This window comes from Paenibacillus artemisiicola (assembly GCF_017652985.1).
Taxonomy (GTDB): Bacteria; Bacillota; Bacilli; order Paenibacillales; family Paenibacillaceae; genus Paenibacillus_Z; species Paenibacillus_Z artemisiicola.
Window position 1 is genome coordinate 301,230 of record NZ_JAGGDJ010000003.1, and the last position, 22,717, is coordinate 323,946.

Genomic DNA, 22,717 nt, shown 5'->3' on the forward strand with positions numbered 1-22,717 from the left:
TTTTTTGCTAAATAACCGCCGAATTCGGTTCTCCCCCTTTGCAGGCGGCCCATTATTTGATAAGATAAGAACAAAAGCAAACAGATGTTCGGGACTCATATGTTCCCATCGACAGGAGTTCGGCCGCGGACCGCGAAATGATAACATGGCAATCATTTCGATCGCGGGAGGTCGTACATGGGAGACTACGGGGATTGGTTGGTCATGATCGTCGCCGGCGCGCTGCTGGTGTACTGGCTGTATCGGCTCTTTTACCGCTGGCTGCACGAACCGCCGGGCTTGAACACGAAGCTGCTCTTGAGCGAGGCGGAGGACGTCATGGAAGACGACGTGAACGTGCAGCTCCTGGAGAAAGCCGGCTACGAGGTGACGCACGGCAAGTACCGGGTTCCGCTCACGATCGATTTGGACGGAACGACGCTGTACAGCCGGTTGTTTATCGACTTGATTGCCGAGAAAGACGGCAAATATTATATCGTGAAGACGGCGCGCGAGCGTATGCCGATCGATTGGACGGGCAGCGGCGTCCGGGACCGCCTGCTCGTGTACGCGCTGCTGATGCCGAAATGCGAAGGGGTTCTGTTCGTGGATCACAAGGAATCCGCCATCCGGACCATTACGTTCAAGTTCGGATCTTAATTCAGAGGAGGATGTACATGAAGAGCGTTCGGCAAATGAAAATACGCGAGCTCATCACGAGCCAAATCATCGAAACGCAGGACGATCTGGTCGACTCGCTGCGCAATGCGGGTCTTCAAGTGACGCAGGCGACGGTGTCGCGGGATATCAAAGAGATGCAGCTGGTCAAGGTGCCCATCGACGACGGCCGGTACAAGTATTCGATTCCGCAGGAGACGCGCACGCATTCCATTTCGAAGCTGAAGCGCACGCTGTCCGATCATTTCCTGCATATCGATTTTACGGACAACCTGGTCGTCATGAAATGTTTGCCGGGCACGGCCAATGCGATCTGCGCCATGATCGACAACATGGAATGGGTGGAAGTCATGGGGACGATTTGCGGCGACGACACGATCCTGATCATCTGCCGCAATAGGGAGCTAAGCGCCGAGATCGTGGACCGCTTGCTCGGATTGATGAATTAAGGCACCGACCGATCAACGATTACCGTTAAACACGCTAAGGAGGAGAGCGACGATGCTTCGCGAGCTGTCTATTCGGAATTTGGCTGTCATCGAGCAGGTATCTGTAAAGTTTCATGACGGGTTTCATGTACTGACGGGGGAAACGGGAGCGGGCAAATCGATTCTGATCGACGCGCTCAGTCTGGTCGTCGGCGGCAGAGGCGCATCCGACATGGTACGTTACGGCTGCGACAAAGCCGAAATCGAAGCCATGTTCGAGCTTCCGGCCGGACACCCGGTCTGGACGACCTTGACGACGTTCGGGCTGCGGGCTTCGCACGAGGACGGGCTTGTCGTGCGTCGGGAGCTTTCCTCCCAAGGCAAGAGCATTAGCCGCGTCAACGGACATATCGTGACGCTGTCGATGCTGCGCGAGGTCGGCGAATGCCTCGTCAACATCCATGGCCAGCACGAGCATCAGTCGCTTCTCCGGACCGAGAAGCATCTGGATTGGCTGGATTCATATGCCGGCGACGCGGTGCTGGGCACGCTGGAATCTTATCGCGTCGTTTACAAACAATACGAGAAGGTTCGCGCGGAGCTGAAGAGCCTGGAAGAGACCTCGCGCCAAAACATGCAGATGCTCGACCTGTACCGGTTCCAGATCGAGGAGATCGCGTCTGCCCGCTTGAAGCCGGGCGAAGACGAAGACTTGGCCGAGGAGCGCCAGAAGCTGATGTCGTCGGTCAAGCGCCGGGATTTGGCGGCGGAGGCCTACAGCCTGCTGAACGGCAATAAAGGACTCGACGCGGTCAGCAAAGCGGTGAGCAAGGTAACCGACATCCGGGAGTACGACCCGCAAATTCTCGATCCGCTGCTGGAGCAGCTTCAGTCGGCGTTCTACCAGCTTGAGGACGCGGTATTTCAGCTGCGCGATTACCGGGACGGCGTTGAATCGGATCCGGAACGGCTGACGTTCATCGAGGACCGGATCGACCTGATCAACAGCCTGAAGCGTAAATATGGCGAAACGATCCCCGATATTCTCGCGTATTTGGGCAACATCCAAGCCGAAACGGATAAAATCGAAAATCGCGACGAGCATTTGGCCCGGCTTCAGCAAGAACTCGTCAAGCATTTGACCGACTGCACGGCGCTCGGCGTCCAGCTTTCCGGATTGCGGCGCAAAGCCGCGGACCGGCTCGCGTCGGCGATCGAGAGCGAACTGCGCCAACTGCAAATGGAGCGGACGACGTTCCGCGTCCAGCTGGAGCAGACGCCGGCCGGCGAGGGGTACAAGCTCCATGCGAACGGCATCGACGAGGCCGCGTTCCTGATCGCGCCGAATCCGGGCGAGCCGCTTAAGCCGATCAGCAAGATCGCTTCCGGCGGCGAGATGTCGCGGATCATGCTTGCGCTGAAGACGATTTTCGCTTCCATCGACGAAGTGCCGGTGCTGATTTTCGATGAAGTCGATACGGGCGTGAGCGGCCGCGCCGCGCAAGCGATCGCGGAGAAAATGGCGCGTCTGTCGAGTCAGTGCCAAGTGTTCTCCATCACGCACCTGCCTCAGGTGGCCTGCATGGCGGAACATCATTACGAAATCCGCAAGTCGATCGTGGCAGAACGGACGTCGACGCGGGTAACCGAGCTCAGCCATTCGAATCGGATCGAAGAACTGGCGCGCATGCTCGGCGGCGTGGAAGTAACGGAAAAAACGCGCCACCATGCGCAAGAAATGCTTGACCTGGCTTACAAGCAGAAGGGAGCATAAGAGAACCATTCAGGGAATGTTTTTGGCGACATAAAACAATAAGGGCAGGGATACCTTAAAGGTACGCAAATGGCGAACCACCTTTCTCGTCAAGCGATTCAGCAGCAGGGAGCGTGAAGTCATTGAATGCCTACCAGCGGAAGCGGTGGCTTGGTTTACTCCTCGTCATCATCGTCTGCATGCTTGGTCTATCCTCGCCAATCCAACATTTCGCCGCCTTTCCGAATGAAGTTCGCTTATTCTCGGGGCAATTGAAACAGCTGGATTACAGCATGCCCGTACACGCGCAAGTCACATCCGATTCGCAGCTGCTTCGGATCAACGGTTCAAGCGGCCGCTCTACCTCCATTAATTTGAACAAACCGCTCACGATTCAATCGTCAAGCAGCGGGGAAACGACGCTCAAACTGAAATTATTCGGCAAAATTCCATTTAAGACGGTCAAAGTCAACGTCGTTCCGGATCTGAGAGTCATTCCGGGCGGACAAACCATCGGCGTCAAAGTGAAATCCGCCGGCATCATGGTCGTGGGTCATCATCAAGTCGTCAACGATAAAGGAACGAAGGTTTCTCCCGGCGAAACGGCTAGATTGCAGCTCGGCGATTTGATCGTGCGCATCAACGGCAATTATGTCAATGAAGTTTATAAAGTGGCCAAGCTGGCCGAAGAAGCCGGAACCGCCAACAAACCGCTTCAACTGACGGTCAAACGCGGCACGAGATTGTTCGAAACGAAGCTTTCTCCGGTCTACGATGCGGAAGACCGCGCCTGGCGGCTCGGCCTGTACATTCGCGATTCGGCGGCCGGCGTAGGCACGCTGACATTCTATGCGCCGGATCAAGGCGTCTACGGAGCGCTTGGGCACGTTATAACCGACATGGACACGCAGACGCCGATCGAGGTCGGCGACGGACAGATTCTTCAGTCGAACGTGACGTCGATCAATAAGAGCCAAAACGGCGAACCAGGAGAAAAACGGGCGCATTTCATCAAAGAAAGCAAAGTGCTGGGCAATATCGAGCGCAACACGTCCTTCGGCATATTCGGCAAGATGAAGGAGCTACCGGCGCACAGCTACAATCAGCAGTCGATACCGGTCGCATTCGCGGAAGAAGTGAAGGAAGGTCCCGCGCAGCTGCTCACCGTCGTGAACGGGCAGAAGGTCGAGCGCTTCAATGTCGAGGTCGTGCACGTGACCCGGCAGCAATCGCCCGCCACGAAGGGAATGGTCATCAAAATTACGGATCGCCGCCTGCTGCAGCAAACCGGAGGCATCGTGCAAGGGATGTCGGGGAGTCCTATTATACAGGACGGCAAACTGATCGGTGCGGTGACCCATGTTTTCGTCAATGATCCGACCTCGGGGTACGGCTGCTTCATCGAGTGGATGCTGCAGGATGCAGGGGTATTGCTCAAGACGACGAACTTAAATCTTAAGGCGGCTTAAGCCACCTTAAGATTTTTTGCTTCATGCGGATATGTGTTTGTGGGAGGAGACATTAGCGGATCTACAACGGATCTACAGTGAATCTATAGCTTACGTTAGATAAAGTGATGTACATATGACAAGACCGAACGATTGATTTGTCGAATAAATTCGAACCATGATGCATCATGTAATAAATTATTCATTATAAATCACATCGAATAAAAAATAAAGAAAAAGATTATTCGACAGAAGGAATTTTATGCACCATGTCGAAAATGTTTAACAAGCAGGAAAGACGTAAAGATACTGCGTCTCAACCATTACATTGAGGATTTAAGTCTAAGGAGGACTATACCTTGCAAAGAATTGAAGTTTTGTTGGCTGATGACAACCGTGAATTTACGACTCTGCTTTCCGAGTATATTTCTGAACAAACCGATATGGTTGTTACGGGTGTCGCGTACAATGGCGAGGAAGTTCTGCGCATTTTGGAAGAAACGCGCCCTGACGTATTGATCCTGGATATCATCATGCCGCATCTTGACGGCCTCGGCGTGCTGGAACGCCTGCGCGAAATGAACCTGCCTCAGATGCCCAAGATCATCATGCTTACCGCGTTCGGCCAAGAAAACATAACGCAAAAAGCCGTGCAGCTCGGCGCTTCGTATTATATTTTGAAACCGTTCGATATGGAAATTTTGGCGAACCGCATCCGCCAGCTGGTCGGCAATCCGACGGTTATTTCTTCATCGTACACCACGACTTCTTCCGTGTCCGTTCCGAAGTCGAACGTCGTCCCGATCGCCAAAGGCAAAAACCTGGACGCCAATATTACGAGCATCATTCACGAAATCGGCGTGCCCGCTCACATCAAAGGGTATCAATATTTACGCGAAGCGATTACAATGGTGTACAATAATATCGAAATTTTAGGCGCCATTACGAAGACGCTTTATCCCGCGATCGCCGAGAAGTTCAAAACGACGCCTTCCCGCGTCGAACGCGCCATCCGCCATGCGATCGAAGTCGCGTGGACGCGCGGAAACATCGACAGCATCAGCCACTTGTTCGGCTACACGATCAACATCAGCAAGTCGAAACCGACGAACAGCGAGTTCATCGCCATGGTCGCCGACAAGCTGCGCATCGAGCACAAAGTATCTTAGGACAACACGCAACGGATAACTTCTTACGAACGATTCATTCGATTGGATGGAGCGCCGCTCCCGCGAGGCCACTCGCGGGCAGTGGCGTTTCGCGTTGTTCAAGCAAATAGGAGGATTGTTTTCTTTTGGCATCGTTGACATCTACTTCCGCTCCTTCATGGAAACGACTAACCATCTTATTGTCCGTCACGCTCATCGCGGGCTTCAATCAGGGGCTGCTGCTCCCCTTGCTGGCCATTCTGCTCGATCAGCAGGGCGTCTCGTCGGATATGAACGGCCTCAATTCCATGGCGCTGTACATCGGGACGTTCGGCATGATGTTCTTCATCGAAAAGCCGATTCGCCGGTTCGGCTATAAGGCCGGCATCCTCGCGGGCATCGCGCTCGCGGGGGCGGCTACGCTGCTGTTCCCGGTCTTCTCCGGCACGTTATGGATCTGGTTCATCTTGCGGATCGCCGTCGGCATCGGCGACAGCGCGCTCCATTACTGTACGCAGCTCTGGATCGTCAGCAGCGCTTCGCCGCAGCGCCGCGGCCGGGTCATTTCGCTCTATGGCATGGCTTACGGCATCGGCTTCAGCCTTGGTCCGATCGGCATCAATCTGGCGAACGCGGGCAGCTGGATGCCGTTCGTTCTGAATGCCGTCTTGTTCGTGCTCGTCGCCGCCTTCGTGCTGACGCTCGGCGGCGAATACCCGGAAACGGCGAAAGCATCCGCCGAGAGCGGCAACCGTTTTTGGCTCATTTACCGTCTCGCGTGGTTCGCCTTGCTGCCGGCGATTCTTTATGGCTTGCTGGAATCGACGATGAACAGCAACTTCCCGCTCTACGGACTTCGGATCGGGCTGAGCAAAGAAGCGATATCGATGCTGCTGCCCGCCCTCGGCATCGGCAGCCTGGTGGTCATGTTCCCGCTCGGCATGCTGAGCGACCGTGTCGGGCGCAAGCGCGTGCTGATGGGCTGCGCGTTATCGGCGGGCCTGCTCTTCTTCGCGGTGCCGCTTGCCGGCGGCCAGGTTCCGCTGTTGTTCGTCCTGCTGTCGCTCATCGGCGGCTTGGTCGGCTCGTTCTTCTCGCTCGGTCTGGCGTATGCGGGCGATTTGCTCCCGCGGCATGTATTGCCGTCGGCCAACGTCATCGCGTCGATCCATTTCAGCATCGGCAGCTTGCTCGGTCCGAGCATCGGGGGAGCCAGCATACAATACGTATCGACCCAAAGCGTGTTCCTGCTGCTGGGCGGCGCGTTTACGCTGTTCGCCTTGCTCGGGCCGTTATTCCGGAACGCCGGCGGGGAAGCGGCGGTCAATCCGAATTCGGTTGTATAACGGGCTTCCGGGGCGTATCCTTTTGGCAGGGCCGTTCGTTTACGCAGTGTAAGCAAACCATACGGATAAGGAGGTGCACGCCAAATGACGAAGCTTCAGCCGTCCGCGGCCGTGGAAGAACTGCGGTTCACGCTGTACCGCTACTGTCTGTCGTTGACCCGCTCCGCCTGGGACGCGGAGGATCTCGTGCAGGAAACCTGCCTGCGGGCATTGCAGGTCATGAACGGATCGGTGGCGCATCCGAATCCGACGGCGTATTTGCTCCGCACCGCGAAAAACATCGCGGTCGACCAATCGAGGCGGAAGAAGCGGGGCGAGCTGGCGCTGGCGGCCATGCAGCGCAGCGAAGCCGCGCTAAGCCGATTCTATAGCGATTCCGCGGAACTGACGGATATGCTCGGAATGCTGATCGGGCATTTATCGCCGCTGCAGCGGACCGTGTTTCTGCTGAAGGAGCTGTTCGGCTTCAAGAACGGCGAGCTCGCGGCGAAGCTGTCGACGTCGGAAGGCGCGGTGAAGGCGGCGCTTCACCGGGCGCGTAGCGCCGTCGAGAAGCTTAAGCTCGGCGCGCGGTTCCGCGACCCTGACCGGTCGGGCGCGCCGGACGCCGCCGTCGACGAAGGCCTGCTGCAGGCCTACGTAAACGCGGTAAGGCACGGCGATCCTCAGGCGCTCGTCGTTCTCGCGAACGCCGAAGCGCACCTCATCGATCCCGTGGAAGCGGTCAGCCGGCTCGGTCAGCGGTTCGCGTCTTCGGATGCCGGCTCCTCCTCGTCCGTTACGATGCGGTTTGCTGCGTAACCGAACGAGGAGGGAATGCGCATGAACTTGACGCCTTACGTCATCGAAACGACCAACAGGGGAGAGCGGAGCTACGACATTTATTCGCGGCTGCTGAAGGACCGGATCGTCATGGTCAGCGGCGAGATCGAGGATCATATGGCCAACGCCATCGTCGCGCAGCTGCTATTCCTGGCGGCGGACGACCCGGAAAAGGATATCCAGCTGTATATCAACAGTCCGGGCGGCTCCGTCACCGCGGGCTTCTCGATCTTCGATACGATGCAGTTCATCAAGCCGGACGTCTCGACGATCTGCACCGGCTTCGCCGCCAGCTTCGGCGCGATTCTGCTCGCCGGCGGCGCGAAGGGCAAGCGGTTCGTCCTGCCGAACAGCGAAGTCATGATCCACCAGCCGCTCGGCGGCGCGAGGGGGCAGGCGAGCGACATTCAAATCCATGCCAGCTGGATCTTGAAGACGCGGGCGAAAATCAACGCGCTATTGTCGCATCATACGGGGCAGTCCGTGGAGCAGATCGAACGGGACTCCGACCGCGACCGGTTCATGAGCGCGGAGGAAGCGGTGGCGTACGGCATCGTCGATCGCGTCATCGCGCCGAACGCAGCCGCATCCTGATCAGACCGCCCAAGCGCTTGAAGTCAGAACCGGAAGCAAGCCATTCCGCGAGCATGAGCAGAACAGGCGCACGAGCAAATGCAAAAGCAAATGAAAAGCAAATGCAAAAGCAAATGAAAAAACAAATGCTAAAGCAAATGAAAAAGGCAGGTTCTCCGAAACAAGGAGAGCCTGCCCTTTTGCGCTGCCGTCCGAGGCTCGCCGCGAGAAGCTGCGCCGATCGGACCCGCATGTCCATTAACCCGAGTAAGATTACGCTTGCGGCCGCGGCGGACGAGGCCGCTTCTTGCGGAAACGCGTCGCGACGTAATTGCGCTTGCGGTCGCGGAAGAACGTCCAGCCGCCGATGAAGCCGACGCCGAGCAAAAATAACGCCAGACCGGCGATAAAGCGCCACCATTCGAACGGATGCGCGACCGAGGCATCGTCGCCGAAGGAAGCGAAGAAATGAAAGATCGCGTCTTTCATGAGCAGAAAACCGTACGTGGCGCCGAGACCCGGAATTACGAGCAGCAGAACCGCGATGAATCGAATGAGTACCTGCTTCATTTCTGTTTGAACCTCCCGTTGCCTTGCGGAAAACGCTTCTACGGTAATCATCATACCTTTTCCGCGCAGGACTGTCCATTTGGAAAAACCGCCGGAGTTTTCCCGCGGAACGAAAACAGGTACAATAGGAAGTGGATCAGCTTGACCATACGGAGAGGGGAACGACCATGACGATCGCGTGCGACATTGCCATCATCGGCGGAGGCATCGCAGGATATACGGCGGCCATCAAAGCCGCGCAGGCGGGAAAGAAAGCCGTCGTTATCGAGAAGGAGAAGCTCGGCGGAACGTGTTTACATAAAGGATGCATCCCAAGCAAAGCGCTGCTGCGGAGCGCGGAGGTGTTCGCCACGCTGCGCAAGGCCGACGCGTTCGGCGTTCAGGTGGACGGCGCCGTCACGCTTGATTTCGCCAAGGTGCAGCAGCGCAAGAACGGTACCGTCGAAAATCTGTACAAGGGCTTGCAGTACTTGATGCGCAAGCACGGCATCACCGTCCTTCACGGGAGCGGGACCGTGATCGGCCCGTCGATCTTCTCGCCGAAGAGCGGGAGCGTGGCGGTGGAGCTGGCGGACGGCGAGATGGAGACGGTCGTGCCGGCCCATCTCATCATCGCGACGGGCTCGCGGCCGCGCATCTTGAAAGGGCTCGAGCCCGTGGAAGGCCGGATCATGTCGAGTGACGAGGCGCTGGAGATGGACGAGCTGCCGAAGTCGGTGCTGATCGTCGGCGGCGGCGTTATCGGCGTGGAATGGGCGTCCATGCTGATCGACTTCGGCATCGAGGTGACGCTGGCGGAATCCGCCGCGCGGCTGCTCCCCGGCGAGGACGCCGACGCGGCGGCCGAATTGACCAAGCAGCTGCGGCGCCGGGGCGTGCGGATTTTAACCGGCATCCAATTGAAGCCGGAAACGTATACCTTTAGTGACGGCGTAGGTTCCGTTACGGCGGATACGGCCGACGGTCCCGTCATCTTGACCGCGGAACGCTTGCTCGTTTCGGTCGGCCGGCAAGGGAACGTCGAAGGCATCGGCCTGGAAAACACCGACGTCCGCGTCGAGAAGGGCGCGATCAAGGTCAACGCGTTCTTCCAGACGAACGAGCCGCATATCTACGCCGTCGGCGACGTAACGGGAGGGATGCAGCTGGCGCACGCCGCCGCGCACGAAGCGATCGTCGCGGTCGGACATATTCTCGGCGGCGCCGAACAGGCGCCGGAGCATGCCCGCATCCCGCGGGCGATCTACGCCAAGCCGGAAATCGCCTCGATCGGACTGACGGAGGACGAAGCCGGCAAACAAGGACATGCTATCAAAGTCGGCAAGGTGCCGTTCCAGGCGATCGGCAAGGCGCAAGTGCTCGGCGAGCCGGAAGGCTTCGCCAAAGTGATCGCGGACGCGAAGACGAACGACCTGCTCGGCGTCCACCTCGTCGGTCCGCACGCGACGGACCTGTTGTCGGAAGCGTCGCTCGCGATGCTGCTCGACGCCGCGCCGTGGGAAGTGGCGCAGGTCATTCACCCGCATCCGACGCTCTCGGAGGCGCTGGGCGAAGCGATGCTCGCCGTCGACGGGAAGGCGCTGGCGTTCTGAATCGGGACGCGCCGCGGGAAAGAGGCAAAACGAGGCAGCATTTCCTTTTGTCCCGAAGTCGGTTATAATGGGTATAGGCAAGTCTTAGTACCTGGTTATAATAGCAGCTAAAAGGAGGGCGAACCTCATGACTCAATCGGAATCCGCCGTCAAGCAGCCGAAGCATGCGGCGCTTGGACTCACGGATGAACAAGTGATCGAGATGTATAAGCTGATGCTGACGGGCCGGCGTTACGACGAGCGTTGTCTTCTGCTCCAGCGGGCGGGGAAGATCAAATTCCACGTCTCCGGCATCGGCCAGGAGGCGGCGCAGGTCGGGGCCGCTTTCGCGCTTGACCGCGAGCAGGATTACTTTTTGCCCTATTACCGCGATTACGCGTTCGTTCTTTCGGTCGGCATGACCTTGCGCGAGCTGATGCTCAGCCTATTCTCCAAAGCGGCCGATCCCAACAGCGGCGGCCGCCAAATGCCCGGCCACTTCGGCTCCAAGCGTCTTCGCATCGTCACGGGGTCGAGCCCGGTCACGACGCAGGTACCGCACGCCGTCGGCATCGCGCTCGCGGCTAAGATGAAGAAGAAGGAGTTCGTCAGCTTCGTCACGTTCGGCGACGGCTCCAGCAACCAAGGCGACTTCCATGAAGGCGCCAATATGGCGGGCGTGCACAAGCTGCCGGTGATCTTCATGTGCGAAAATAACCAATACGCGATTTCCGTTCCGCTGCACAAGCAGGTCGGCGGCCGGATCGCGGACCGCGCGCTCGGCTACGGCTTTCCGGGCGTCGCCGTCGACGGCAACGATCCGCTCGAGGTATACCGCGTCGTGAAAGAAGCGCGCGAACGCGCGATCCGCGGCGAAGGGCCGACGCTGGTCGAAGCCGTCATGTACCGGCTGTCGCCGCATTCCACGTCCGACGAGGACACGGCTTACCGGACGAAGGAAGAGATCGAGATGCACCGCGGCAAGGACGGTCTTCCGAAGTTCAGGCAGTATCTGATCGACTGCGGCGTCCTGGACGAGGAGCGTGACGCCTTGCTGCAGCAGGAAGTGAAGGCGGCCGTCGACGAAGCGACGACCTACGGCGACAAAGCGGCGTTCCCCGAGCCGGAAGACATCCTGTATCACGTCTACGACGGCGACGACGCAGGCAGAGGAGGACGCTGACATGCCGAAAATGGACTATATCGATGCCATCCGTTTGGCCATGAAGGAAGAGATGGAACGCGACGAGGACGTGTTCGTGCTCGGCGAGGACGTCGGGTACAAGGGCGGCGTCTTCACGACGACGAAAGGGCTCCTGGAGCAGTTCGGCGAGGACCGCGTGCTCGATACGCCGCTGGCGGAATCGGCCATCGCCGGCGCCGCCATCGGCGCGGCGATGTACGGCATGAAGCCGATCGCCGAGATGCAGTACTCCGACTTCATGTTCCCGGCCACGAACCAGATCATCAGCGAGGCGGCGAAAATCCGCTACCGTTCCAACAACGACTGGAACTGCCCGCTCGTCATCCGCGCGCCGATCGGCGGCGGCATATTCGGCGGCCTGTACCATTCCCAGTGCCCGGAATCCGTATTCTTCGGCACGCCGGGTCTCAAGATCGTGGCGCCGTATACGCCGTACGACGCGAAAGGCTTGCTGAAAGCGGCCGTTCGCGACCCGGATCCCGTCCTTTATTTCGAAAATAAAAAATGCTACAAGCTGGTCAGCGGCGATGTGCCGGAAGGCGACTACACGGTCGAGATCGGCAAAGCGAACGTGCTGCGCGAAGGCGACGACATTACCGTCATCAGCTACAGCATGCCGCTACATTTCATCATGGAAGCCGCGGCCGAGCTGGAAGCGGAAGGCATCTCGTCGCATGTCCTCGACCTGCGCTCGCTGCAGCCGCTCGATACGGAAGCGGTCCTCGAAGCCGCGCGCCGCACGGGCAAAGTGCTGATCGTGCACGAGGACAACAAATTCGGCGGCGTCGGCGCCGAAGTATCCGCGATCATCGCCGAAGAGATGCTGTACGAGCTGGACGCGCCGATCATGCGGCTGTGCGGCCCCGACGTGCCGGCGATGCCGATCAACCCGCCGGGCGAGAAGTTTTTCATGCTGAACAAGGACAAAGTGAAGGAAGCCATGAAGCGCCTGGCGGTGTACTAGGGAGCGAAGGCGCCGACATCACGCATACGTTTAGGAGTGGTCGGAATGAAAACAATGACGGAAATCGTCATGCCGCAGCTCGCCGAATCGCTAGTCACCGCGACCATCGACAAATGGCTGAAGCAGCCGGGCGATACGATCGACATGTACGAGCCGATCTGCGAAATTTTAACGGATAAAGTGAACGCCGAACTTCCCGCGACCGTGCAGGGCCGGCTGATCAAAATCCTCGTCGGCGACGGCGAAACGGTGCCGGTGGGCACGCCGGTCTGCCTGATCGAGACCGATGAGGAAGGCGCGGGCGACACGGGCGGCTCGCCGGCAGGCGCCGAGGACGCGCCGACGGCCGCGCCGGCGACGAGCGTGAGCAGCGGCGACCGCGCCGCGGTCCGCGCGCAGGGCTTGGCCGACCGCGGCGAGACGGACGGCGACGACGGCATGCGCCACCGGTTCTCGCCGGCGGTCCAGCAGCTGGCCGTCCAGCACAACGTCAATCTGACGTACGTGCAGGGAACGGGACTCGGCGGCCGGATCACGCGCAAGGACGTGCTCGCGTACATCGAGAACGGCCGCGGCGCCAAGCCGTCGGCATCGGCGCCATCCGCGCCGCAGCCGCCGGCCGCCGTGCCGAACCTGAACTCCAAGGAGCCGGTGCGCTCGACGGGCCTTCACCTGTCGGAGACCCCGCGCATTCCGAAGGTGGAGATCGAAGGGCATCAGCTGCCGGGCCGGAGCGAGTATTTCATCGACGTGACGCCGGTGCGCAATGCCATCGCGCGCAACATGCGCCAGAGCGTGACCGAAATCCCGCACGCGTGGATGATGATGGAGGTCGACGTCACCAACCTCGTCTCCTTGCGCAACAAGCTGAAGGAAGACTTCATGAAGCGCGAAGGCGTCAACCTGACCTATCTGGCGTTCTGGGTCAAGGCCGTCGTCAACGCGATCAAGGATTTCCCGATCATGAACTCCGTCTGGGCCGTCGATAAGATCATCGTCAAGCGCGACATCCACATCGGACTGGCCGTCGGCACGGAGGACGCGGTGAAGGTGCCCGTCATCAAGAACGCGGATCAGAAGAACATCGCCGGGCTTGCCCGCGAAATCGAGGATCTCGCCCGCAAGACCCGCGAAGGCAAGCTGACGCTCGCCGACATGGAAGGCGGCACGTTCACGGTCAACAACACGGGCTCCTTCGGGTCCATTCTGTCTTATCCCATCATCAACTATCCGCAGGCCGCGATCGTGACGTTCGAGTCCATCGTCAAGCGGCCCGTGGTCATCAACGATATGATCGCGGTGCGTTCCATGGCGAACATCTGCTTGTCCTTGGACCATCGGATCTTGGACGGCGTCATCTGCGGACGGTTCCTGCAGCGCGTCAAAGAAAATTTGGAAGGCTTCACGTTGGATACGAAGCTGTATTGAAACGAGGCGAACAAGCGATGACAACGAACGTGAAAGCGATCGATGTGCGGTACGTGCCCATGATGGGCTACGCCGAAGCTTGGGACCTGCAGAAAGCCTGCGTGAAAGAGATCGACAAGGGGGAGCGGCGCGAGTCGCTGCTCCTTCTTCAGCATCCGCCGACCTACACGGTCGGTTCGCAGAAGCATCCCGAGCACCTGCTGTATTCCGAGGAGGAGCTGGCGCAGCGCGGCATCGGCCTGTTCCAGATCGACCGCGGCGGCGACATCACCTACCACGGCCCGGGGCAGCTCGTCGGCTACCCGCTGCTGTACCTGGACAGCGCGAATCTGGATTTGCACCAATACTTGCGGGATTTGGAACAGGTCATCATCGATTGGCTGGCCGGCTACGGCGTCGTCGGCGGCCGCAAGCCCGAATACACGGGCGTTTGGATCGGCGACGAGAAGATCGCGGCGATCGGCGTGAAATTCAATAAAGCGCGGACGAGGCGGGGGTTCGTGACGAGCCACGGCTTCGCGCTGAACGTGAAGGCGGGCATCGCGCAGGACGGCTTCAAGGGCATCATCCCGTGCGGCATTCAGGAGTACGCCGTGACGTCGCTCGCGGACGTGACCGGCCTTCACCGGAGCGTGGAGCAGGTCGCGTCGGAGCTGCTGCCTTACTTCTGCCGCCGGTTCGGGCTGACCGTCGGGCGGCTGGAAGGGCTACTCGAAAATCCAGCCGATGCCGATCAGCAGGGTGGAAATCAAGAGGGACGCGATTAGCACCCAAATAAAAGCTTTCATCATGGCGTTGGGACGCATGGCAGGATGCTCCTTTCGTGTAAAATAAGAGGGTATGCCATCAGACCTGTCCCTATTGTAAACGATAACGACGGACGGAGGAAAGCCGATGATCGACCGGAACCGATTGATTGCGGAATTCATGGAGCTCGTGCAGGTGGACAGCGAGACGAAGAACGAGCGTCGCATCTGCGACGTGTTGACGAAGAAATTTGCCGACCTCGGCTTGTCGGTGGAGGAGGACGGCGCGGCGGCGATCACCGGCCACGGAGCGGGCAATCTGATCGTCAAGCTGCAAGCCAGCGGCGCGGAAGGGGCGCCGACGATCTTCTTCACCTCGCACATGGACACCGTGACGCCGGGCAACGGCATCAAGCCGCGCCTGGACGACGACGGGTATATCCGAAGCGACGGCACGACCATCCTCGGCAGCGACGACAAAGCGGGGCTCGCGGCCATGTTCGAGGCGATTCGCGTGCTGAAGGAGCGGCAGCTGCCGCACGGCCCGGTGCAGTTCGTCATTACCGTCGGCGAAGAGAGCGGGCTCGTCGGCGCGCAGGCGCTTGACCGGTCGAAGCTGGAAGCCGCTTACGGCTATGCGCTCGATTCGAACGGCGAAGTCGGGGCGATCGCGGTCGCCGCGCCGGCGCAGGCGAAGATCACCATCAAGATATACGGCAAATCCGCGCACGCCGGCGTCAATCCGGAGGACGGCATCAGCGCGATTCAAGTGGCCAGCAAAGCGGTCGCGCGGATGCCGCTCGGGCGCGTCGACCACGAGACGACGGCCAACATCGGCCGCTTCGAGGGCGGCGGCGCCACGAACATCGTCTGCGACTACGTGAAGCTCGACTGCGAGGCGCGCAGCATCGCGAACGAGAAGCTGGAGAAGCAGGTCGAAGCGATGCGCGCGGCGGTGGACGCGGTGACGAAGGAGTACGGGGCGAAAGCGGAGTTCGACAATCGGCTCGCGTATCCGGCGTTCATGCATGGCGACGACGCGCCGGTCGTGGAGCTGGCCAAGGAAGCGATCGCGAAGATCGGCGCCGCGCCGCGCACGTTCCACTCCGGCGGCGGCAGCGACGCGAACATTTTCAACGGCTTCGGCGTGCCGACGGTGAACCTGGCCGTCGGGTACGAGCATATTCATACGACGAACGAGCAAATCAAGGCGTCGGACCTGGAGAAGACGGCCGAGCTGGTCTTGACGATCATCGCGTTGACCGCGCAGCGCAAGGCGTAAGCGTAATCCGCGTTGCGGGCCGCGGGCGTTCGGACGGGGATGGGGTCGGGCTCGCGAGGCGGCGCCAAGCAGAAGAGGGGCGCCCGGGAAGCGGTAGACATCGTCTACGCCCGGGCTGCCCCTTCCTCTTTCGTTTAGGACGGTTCGACCGGCCGGTGCCGGTTGCGGTTCCGACTGTTTTGCCGCATCGAACCGGCGCGCGGCCGCGTTACCGCGCGCGGACCGACGCCTGCAGCCACTCGCGCAGCGTCGGGCTTTGCGCCGCATTGCTCTTCGCGCCGGCTTTGCTGAGCAGCTTCAGTTGATGGCGAATTTCCCACGCTTTGCCCACGAGCGTCAAGTGACCGTTTTCGAGATATTGTTTCATGTCGTTTGCCCCCTCGATACCGTTCGTCATTCCGATCGCGCGTTCCGACCGAATGCTCCGTTTGATAGAGGGTATGCGGGGGGCGGACAAGTTATGCCAACCAACCGATTCGCGAGGAGAGAAGCGACCATGCTGGAGAAGACCGAGCAATACCGGGAAGTCACGGTGAAGACCGAACCGATTTTTCAGGGGAAAATCATTTCGCTGCAAGTGGATACGATTCAGCTGCCGAACGGCGGCACGGCGACGCGCGAAATCGTCCGCCATCCCGGGGCCGCGGCGGTTCTGGCGCTGATCGGCGACAAAATGCTCGTCGTGGAGCAGTACCGCAAGCCGATGGAGAAATTCCAGATCGAGATTCCGGCGGGCAAGCTGGACGCCGGGGAGGATCCGATGGCGGCCGCGGCGCGCGAGCTGGAGGAGGAGACGGGCTACAAGGCGGGCAAGCTGCGTCCGCTGAGCGCGTTCTACACGTCGCCGGGCTTTGCCGACGAAAAGCTGTACGTGTATCTCGCCGAGGATCTCGTCAAGGGGGAAAGCGCGCCGGACGAGGATGAGTTTCTGGCCGTGGAGGCGATCACGTTCGAGCAGGCGCAGCAATATATCCGGGAAGAGCGCATCAGCGACGCCAAGACGGTGCTTGCGGTGTACGCCTGGCAAGTATACCGGCTGACGGGAGAGATTTAATGAACGGGCAAGCGGATACCGCCGGCCGCGCCGAAGGTCCGGCTCCGCTGCGGCGGGTGTTCGCCGACCTGCATCTGCACATCGGGCGGACCGAGCGGGGGGAACCGGTTAAAATCAGCGGCAGCCGCGACTTGACGTTCCGGAACATCGCGCACGAAGCGGCCGTCCGCAAAGGCATCTCCCTGCTCGGCGTCATCGACTGCCAGTCGCCGGGCGTGCAGGAGGACATCGAGGCGCTGCTGGACCGCGGCGAGATGACGGAGGCCGAGGGCGGCGGCATCCGCTACCGGGACACGGTCATCCTGCTCGGCGCCGAAATCGAAGTGCGGGACGCCGGCTTCGGCCCCGCGCATCACCTCGTCTTCCTGCCGGATCTCGCCGCGATGCGGGATTTCACGGGATGGCTCGCGAAGCATATGCGCAACGTCCGGCTCAGCTCGCAGCGGCTGTACGCGCCGAGCCGCGAGCTGCAGGCGGAAGCGAAGGGCAGGGGCGGCTTATTCGTGCCCGCGCATGTGTTCACGCCGCACAAGAGCTTGTTCGGCAGCTGCTCCGACCGGTTGGCCGACACGCTCGACCCCGGCCTCGTCGACGCCGTCGAGCTCGGCTTGAGCTCGGACACCCGGATGGCGGGCTGCGTGCCGGACCTGGACCGTTATCCGTTCTTGACCAATTCGGACGCGCATTCCTTGGCCAAAATCGGCCGCGAATATAACGAGCTGCGGCTCGCCGAGCCGTCCTTCCGCGAGCTCGCGATGGCCCTGCGCGGCGAAGAGGGCCGGGCCATCGCGGCCAACTACGGCCTCAACCCCGTGCTCGGCAAGTATCACCGGACCTTCTGCCTGAACTGCGGCTCGCTCGCCGAAGCGGACGGGGACGGCGAGCGCTGCGCCCAATGCGGCAGCCCGAAGCAGGTCCGGGGCGTGTTGGACCGGATCCTCGAGCTCGCGGAGCGGGCGGGACGCGTCGAGTCCGTCGTGCCGGAGGACCGGCCGAAATACGTCTATCAAGTGCCGCTCGAGTTCGTACCCGGCATCGGCCGGAAGACGCTGGACAAGCTGTTGGCGCGCTTCGGCACGGAGATGGCCATTCTCCACGACGCGCCCGAAGCCGAGCTCGCGGAGACGGCGGGCGCGCAGGCGGCGGCCATGATCGTCTCGGCGCGTCTCGGCGGGCTTCGCCTGCAAGCGGGCGGCGGCGGCCGATACGGCAAGGTCGTGCAACCGGACTGAACCGGATGATGAGGGCCGGATTGATGAAGTCCGGCCGCCGGCAGGCGGCGGGCATAGGCGGGGACGCTTGGACATACACTGTACCAACCCAGGTTGGAGGAATGTGCCATGCGAACTTCCGCGCTTCAGACGTCCGTGAAGGACCGGCTGTCGCTCTACGTCTTCGTCTTCGTGCTCTTCGTCGTCGGCGTCGTTTTCGGCGCGCTGATGATCAACGCCTTGACGCTGGACCAGCAGCAAGACCTGTCCGACGATATCCGGCAATTCATTCTTCATATCCAGAACGGCACGATGGCGCAGGGCGGCGAGACGTTCGCGGACCGGGCCTGGTTTCAGGCCAAATGGCTGCTGCTCGTCTGGGTGCTCGGCCTGACCGTCGTCGGCATGCCGTTCGTGCTCGCGCTGGACTTCTTGAAAGGCGTGCTCGTCGGCTTCGCGATCGGCATGCTCGTCCGGGAATTCGCCTGGAAGGGGCTCGCGTTCTCGCTCGCGTCGGTGGCCCCGGTCAACCTGATCGCGGTGCCGGCCTTCCTGATCGCCAGCGTCTCCGCCGTCACGTTCGCCGTCCACGTCGCGAAGAGCCGCCTCTTCGGCCGCTTCGGCCCGCTGGGCCGCCCGCTGCTCGCGTATACGGCGACGGCCGCCGCGATGCTCGTTCTCTTGATCGCCGCGGCTTTGGTAGAATCGTACGTGACGCCGATCCTGCTGCGCTGGGCCGCGCCGCTCGTGGCGGGGCTTCCCGCTGAATTGGAATCATTCTAAAAAAAATTGACTTTCCTCGATAGAAGCACCTATAATTAAAGCTGAAACCCACACCGGTTCCAGCCGAAGTCATGTTGCGAGGGGGAAAGCCATGGAATCCCGGATTGATAAAGTCAAGCAGCAGCTGCAGTCGCAGGGGTACAAGCTGACTCCGCAGCGGGAAGCGACCGTTCGCGTGCTATTGGAGAACGAAGAGGATCATCTGAGCGCCGAAGACGTCTTCATGCTCGTTAAGGATAAAGCGCCCGAGATCGGGCTTGCCACCGTCTACCGCACGCTCGAGCTGCTCAGCGAGCTCCACGTCGTGGAGAAGCTGAACTTCGGCGACGGCGTCGCGCGGTACGACTTGCGGACTGATAACAACAAACATCATCACCATCATCTCATCTGCGTCCAATGCGGCACGATGAGCGAAATATTGGAAGATTGGCTCGGGCCGCTCGAGGAACGGTTGGAGAAGGAATACGGCTTCACGGTTGTCGACCACCGGCTTGATTTTCAAGGGGTATGCAAAAATTGCAGGGCGAAAAACAATCTGGCCAAACCGGACCAACAATAACTCCCTTCCGCAGGGTGCACAGTCCACCGACTGGGCTCCGCTGTTAAAGGGAGTTTTTTTGTCGCTTATTTCTTCTTGCGCCGGGCGGACGCGCGCGCCTTGCTCCGATGCCGCGCCGACTCGGCCTCGCGCTCGATGCCCGCGGCGTCCGACAGCTGGGCCACGCCGTAGCCCTGCACCTTCGAGCCGTAGCCGGACAGCTTATTCGCGGACGCGCGCAGGCGCTTCTTGACGCCGTACGGCGTGAGGCTCGGATTGAGCGCCTTCAGCAGGGCCGCGCCGCCGGCGATATGCGGGCACGACATGCTGGTGCCGGACATGACGGCGTAGCCGCCGCCCGGCTTCGTCGATTTGATGTAACTGCCGGGTGCCGCCACGTCGATGCCGGAACCGCGGCTGCTGAACTCGGCGATCCGGCCGCTCTTCGTGGTGGCCGCGACGGCGATCGCGTCGGAATACCGCGCGGGCTGGTCGATGCCGTTATTGTTCGACGGGCCGCTGTTGCCGGCCGAGGCGACGACGACGATGCCGCTCTTCCGGGCGCGTTCCACCGCTTCCTTCAGGGCCGAGCTCGTTTCGCCCTCGAGTCCGAGGCTCATGTTGATGATGGGAATTTTTTTCTTGATGCACCATTCGATGCCCTTGATCAAGTCCGAAATGTAACCGGCGCCGTTCGCGTCGAGCGCCTTGACCGCGTACAGCTTGGCGCCGGGCGCGACGCCGGTCAAGCCGTTCTTGCCGAGTCCGGCCGCGATGCCGGCGACGTGCGTGCCGTGGCCGTTGTCGTCCGCGTACGAGCTGCCGCCCATCGTGTTGACGCCGCCGGAGACGTACAGATCGGCGTTTTTGCCGATGCCGGTGTCGATGATGCCGATGCCGACGCCGCCGCCGCGCGTCGACGGCCAGACCGCATGCGCCTGAACCTGCTTGACGTTCCAGGGCGCCGAGCCGCCGGAATCGTTCGAGCGCACGCCGGCTTTGGCGCTTTTCGCGCGGAGCTTGCGTTTCACGTACGGGGACGCCGGACGGCAGCTTCGGATCCGGACGGGGCCGCTCCCCGTTCCCGGGCCGATGCCGTGCGCGCGGACTTTGGAGTCCGGTTCGATGAATTTGACGTCGGGATGTGCCGCGAGCGAATGGAGCTTGTCGGTACGGCGATTGTCGAGATAGCAGACGATCAGCCGGCCGCGCCGAATGCTTTTGATCGGTTTAATGCCGTAATTCGCCAGTTGGTTCATGCATCTCACGTATTGGCCGCGCCGCTTGAAGCCGATCAGTTTCCGCGTCGTATGGGCGGACGAGCGGGCCGACGAACAGCTGAGCAGCAGCTTCTCCACCTTGGGCAAGGCAGTACCTCCTTTTGCGATAGACGACATGGGCGATGCGTGGCGAAGCCATTACTGCAGTGTATGGAGGCGTCCGCACGGGGGCTTGGGCATTCGCCTCCCGGGGTACATAATTTATGTCAGCCGAGGAAATCGTATCAGCGAGGACTGTCAACCCGTCCGCTGCCTGTATATGATGAAGCAAGGAAACAGGAGAGGGAGATGCGTTATGATCATCGGCGTGCCGAAAGAAATCAAAGCAAGCGAATACCGCGTCGCGCTTACGCCGGCCGGGGCGGCGATGCTGAAGGCGGCCGGCCACGAGGTGCTCGTTCAAAGCGGAGCCGGCGCGGGCAGCAGCTTTTCGGACGAGGCGTACGAGGGCGAAGGGGCGACGATCGTCGACGACGCCAAGGAGGTCTGGGCGCGGGCGGAGATGATCATGAAGGTCAAGGAGCCGCTGCCGGAGGAGTTCGGCTTCTTCCGGGAGGGCCTGCTGCTCTTCACGTACCTGCATCTGGCGGCCGCGCCGGAATTGACGAAGGCGCTCGTCGACAAGGACGTGTCAGGCGTCGCGTACGAGACGATCCAGCTGGCGAACGGCAGTCTGCCGCTCTTGACGCCGATGAGCGAGGTGGCCGGGCGCATGGCGGTGCAGGTCGGGTCGCAGTTTCTGGAGGCGTTCTACGGCGGCCGCGGCATTTTGCTCGGCGGCGTGCCCGGCGTCCCGCCCGCGGAAGTCATCATTCTCGGCGGCGGCATCGTCGGCACGAACGCCGCGCGGATCGCGCTCGGCATGGGCGCGAGCGTCGTCATTCTCGAACGGAGCGCCGAGCGGATGCGCTACATCGACGACGTGTTCGGCGGGCGCATCCGGACGCTGATGTCCAACGCGTACAATATCGCCAGCGCGGTGAAGAAGGCGGACCTGCTGATCGGGGCCGTGCTCATTCCGGGCGCCCGCGCGCCGCATCTCGTCACCGAGGACATGGTCAAGAGCATGAAGAAAGGCGCGGTGATCGTGGACGTGGCCGTGGACCAAGGCGGCACCATCGCGACGATCGACCGGGTGACGACGCACAAGGATCCCGTCTACGAGAAGCACGGCGTGCTGCATTACGCCGTCGCGAACATGCCCGGCGCCGTGCCGCGGACGTCGACGCTCGCGCTTACGAACGCGACGATGCCGTACGCGCTGGAGCTGGCCGGCAAAGGGCTCGAGGAAGCGGTCCGGCACAACGAGCCGCTGCGCAAAGGCGTCAACACGTTCAAAGGCCGCGTGACGCATCCGCAGGTCGCCGAAGCCGTCGGCATGCCCTATGTCAGCATGGAGCAGCTGCTCGAAAGCATCCGCTTCGAGAAGCTGAGCTAGAGCGCCGCCGCTAACGCCGCCCGCCATTCCGCGCGTCGTAGCGTCCGCCCGGCGGTTCGCATCCTTCCGCCGGCAAACGCCCGGTCCGCCTAGGCATGAACGGGGCGCTCTTCTCATATGGTGATGTAAAGGACAACCATGGCCCCGGGAAGCGGGCCGCGGCTCATGTCCGTTTTCGCATGGGAAGGGGACGCGATCGATGGTTGTATCGGTGCGCAGATGGCTGCGGCGGCTGCTGTTCGTGCTGCTGCTCGGCGTGTTCACGGTGACGATGTACGGCGGCTGCCGGCTGATCGCGGTCTGGATCGCGCCGGACGATCCGTACCGCGTGCCGCAGGGACACGCGCTGAAGGTATTCAAGGCGGCGGATCAGCAGGAAGGGGAGAACGGCAGCATCGCGGAGCGGCTGCGGCTGTTTTATTGGTACGGCGAGTAGGCCGTCCGCCTTGGTTTCGACAGATTCGGCGCCGGTT

The 22,717-nt window shown here is 61.0% G+C and carries 23 protein-coding genes; 20 read left to right on the forward strand and 3 right to left on the reverse strand.

Annotated elements, in window-relative coordinates; genetic code table 11:
* Positions 1 to 177: 177 nt before the first annotated feature.
* The 8 genes from I8J29_RS07340 (at position 178) to clpP (ending at position 8,196) form a co-directional block, all read left to right on the forward strand.
* Complete coding sequence (locus I8J29_RS07340; RefSeq protein ID WP_208846982.1) at positions 178 to 639, forward strand: hypothetical protein; 462 nt, start codon at positions 178 to 180, stop codon at positions 637 to 639.
* Between the two features lie 17 nt (positions 640 to 656).
* Positions 657 to 1,106 carry a transcriptional regulator AhrC/ArgR gene (gene ahrC / locus I8J29_RS07345; protein ID WP_090638056.1) on the forward strand — a complete coding sequence of 150 codons (450 nt, stop codon included), beginning with the start codon at positions 657 to 659 and terminating at the stop codon, positions 1,104 to 1,106.
* 52 nt (positions 1,107 to 1,158) lie between these two features.
* Positions 1,159 to 2,859 carry a DNA repair protein RecN gene (recN, locus tag I8J29_RS07350; RefSeq protein WP_208846983.1) on the forward strand — a complete coding sequence of 567 codons (1,701 nt, stop codon included), beginning with the start codon at positions 1,159 to 1,161 and terminating at the stop codon, positions 2,857 to 2,859.
* A 122-nt stretch (positions 2,860 to 2,981) separates the two neighbouring features.
* The gene (gene spoIVB / locus I8J29_RS07355) at positions 2,982 to 4,307 is read left to right on the forward strand and encodes a SpoIVB peptidase (protein WP_208847162.1); all 1,326 of its coding nucleotides are present in this window, start codon (positions 2,982 to 2,984) and stop codon (positions 4,305 to 4,307) included.
* A gap of 338 nt (positions 4,308 to 4,645) precedes the next feature.
* A complete protein-coding gene (gene spo0A, locus I8J29_RS07360; protein ID WP_208846984.1) occupies positions 4,646 to 5,455 on the forward strand; it encodes a sporulation transcription factor Spo0A in 810 nt (269 codons plus the stop codon).
* Between the two features lie 125 nt (positions 5,456 to 5,580).
* Complete coding sequence (locus tag I8J29_RS07365; RefSeq protein WP_208846985.1) at positions 5,581 to 6,780, forward strand: MFS transporter; 1,200 nt, start codon at positions 5,581 to 5,583, stop codon at positions 6,778 to 6,780.
* 84 nt (positions 6,781 to 6,864) lie between these two features.
* Positions 6,865 to 7,581 carry an RNA polymerase sigma factor gene (locus I8J29_RS07370; RefSeq protein WP_208846986.1) on the forward strand — a complete coding sequence of 239 codons (717 nt, stop codon included), beginning with the start codon at positions 6,865 to 6,867 and terminating at the stop codon, positions 7,579 to 7,581.
* A gap of 21 nt (positions 7,582 to 7,602) precedes the next feature.
* A complete protein-coding gene (gene clpP / locus I8J29_RS07375) occupies positions 7,603 to 8,196 on the forward strand; it encodes an ATP-dependent Clp endopeptidase proteolytic subunit ClpP (protein WP_090638041.1) in 594 nt (197 codons plus the stop codon).
* Positions 8,197 to 8,448: 252 nt separating this feature from the next.
* Here clpP and I8J29_RS07380 read toward each other — a convergent pair whose 3' ends face one another.
* A complete protein-coding gene (locus I8J29_RS07380) occupies positions 8,449 to 8,745 on the reverse strand; it encodes a DUF2627 domain-containing protein (RefSeq protein ID WP_208846987.1) in 297 nt (98 codons plus the stop codon).
* Positions 8,746 to 8,912: 167 nt separating this feature from the next.
* Here I8J29_RS07380 and lpdA point away from each other — a divergent pair, with 167 nt between their 5' ends.
* The 6 genes from lpdA (at position 8,913) to I8J29_RS07410 (ending at position 15,940) form a co-directional block, all read left to right on the forward strand.
* Positions 8,913 to 10,337 carry a dihydrolipoyl dehydrogenase gene (gene lpdA, locus I8J29_RS07385; protein ID WP_208846988.1) on the forward strand — a complete coding sequence of 475 codons (1,425 nt, stop codon included), beginning with the start codon at positions 8,913 to 8,915 and terminating at the stop codon, positions 10,335 to 10,337.
* 127 nt (positions 10,338 to 10,464) lie between these two features.
* Entirely contained in the window at positions 10,465 to 11,499 is a 1,035-nt protein-coding gene (locus I8J29_RS07390; protein ID WP_208846989.1) for a thiamine pyrophosphate-dependent dehydrogenase E1 component subunit alpha, read from the forward strand.
* A 1-nt stretch (position 11,500) separates the two neighbouring features.
* The gene (locus tag I8J29_RS07395; protein WP_208846990.1) at positions 11,501 to 12,484 is read left to right on the forward strand and encodes an alpha-ketoacid dehydrogenase subunit beta; all 984 of its coding nucleotides are present in this window, start codon (positions 11,501 to 11,503) and stop codon (positions 12,482 to 12,484) included.
* 45 nt (positions 12,485 to 12,529) lie between these two features.
* Positions 12,530 to 13,912, forward strand: a complete 1,383-nt coding sequence (locus I8J29_RS07400; protein WP_208846991.1) for a dihydrolipoamide acetyltransferase family protein — start codon at positions 12,530 to 12,532, stop codon at positions 13,910 to 13,912.
* A 17-nt stretch (positions 13,913 to 13,929) separates the two neighbouring features.
* Complete coding sequence (gene lipB, locus I8J29_RS07405; RefSeq protein ID WP_208846992.1) at positions 13,930 to 14,679, forward strand: lipoyl(octanoyl) transferase LipB; 750 nt, start codon at positions 13,930 to 13,932, stop codon at positions 14,677 to 14,679.
* A gap of 127 nt (positions 14,680 to 14,806) precedes the next feature.
* On the forward strand, positions 14,807 to 15,940 hold the full coding sequence (locus tag I8J29_RS07410) for a M20/M25/M40 family metallo-hydrolase (RefSeq protein ID WP_208846993.1): 1,134 nt from the start codon (positions 14,807 to 14,809) through the stop codon (positions 15,938 to 15,940).
* Between the two features lie 208 nt (positions 15,941 to 16,148).
* Here the strand turns inward: I8J29_RS07410 and mciZ are convergent, their stop codons facing one another.
* The gene (mciZ, locus tag I8J29_RS07415) at positions 16,149 to 16,307 is read right to left on the reverse strand and encodes a Z-ring formation inhibitor MciZ (protein WP_208846994.1); all 159 of its coding nucleotides are present in this window, start codon (positions 16,305 to 16,307) and stop codon (positions 16,149 to 16,151) included.
* Between the two features lie 129 nt (positions 16,308 to 16,436).
* Here mciZ and I8J29_RS07420 point away from each other — a divergent pair, with 129 nt between their 5' ends.
* The 4 genes from I8J29_RS07420 (at position 16,437) to fur (ending at position 19,547) form a co-directional block, all read left to right on the forward strand.
* Positions 16,437 to 16,994: an NUDIX domain-containing protein gene (locus I8J29_RS07420; RefSeq protein WP_208847163.1), complete on the forward strand. Its 558-nt coding sequence runs from the start codon at positions 16,437 to 16,439 to the stop codon at positions 16,992 to 16,994.
* A complete protein-coding gene (locus tag I8J29_RS07425; RefSeq protein ID WP_208846995.1) occupies positions 16,994 to 18,226 on the forward strand; it encodes an endonuclease Q family protein in 1,233 nt (410 codons plus the stop codon). Before I8J29_RS07420 ends, I8J29_RS07425 begins: the two co-directional genes overlap by 1 nt.
* Positions 18,227 to 18,334: 108 nt before the next feature.
* A complete protein-coding gene (spoIIM, locus tag I8J29_RS07430) occupies positions 18,335 to 18,988 on the forward strand; it encodes a stage II sporulation protein M (protein ID WP_208846996.1) in 654 nt (217 codons plus the stop codon).
* A 91-nt stretch (positions 18,989 to 19,079) separates the two neighbouring features.
* Positions 19,080 to 19,547 carry a ferric iron uptake transcriptional regulator gene (gene fur / locus I8J29_RS07435; protein ID WP_090638015.1) on the forward strand — a complete coding sequence of 156 codons (468 nt, stop codon included), beginning with the start codon at positions 19,080 to 19,082 and terminating at the stop codon, positions 19,545 to 19,547.
* 65 nt (positions 19,548 to 19,612) lie between these two features.
* On the opposite strand, the gene I8J29_RS07440 is transcribed toward fur, so the two are convergent.
* Entirely contained in the window at positions 19,613 to 20,884 is a 1,272-nt protein-coding gene (locus tag I8J29_RS07440; RefSeq protein WP_338113095.1) for a S8 family peptidase, read from the reverse strand.
* Between the two features lie 217 nt (positions 20,885 to 21,101).
* Here I8J29_RS07440 and ald point away from each other — a divergent pair, with 217 nt between their 5' ends.
* Both ald and I8J29_RS07450 read left to right on the forward strand, forming a co-directional pair.
* A complete protein-coding gene (gene ald / locus I8J29_RS07445) occupies positions 21,102 to 22,244 on the forward strand; it encodes an alanine dehydrogenase (RefSeq protein ID WP_208846998.1) in 1,143 nt (380 codons plus the stop codon).
* A gap of 199 nt (positions 22,245 to 22,443) precedes the next feature.
* Positions 22,444 to 22,680, forward strand: a complete 237-nt coding sequence (locus I8J29_RS07450; RefSeq protein WP_208846999.1) for a DUF4227 family protein — start codon at positions 22,444 to 22,446, stop codon at positions 22,678 to 22,680.
* Positions 22,681 to 22,717: the final 37 nt, after the last annotated feature.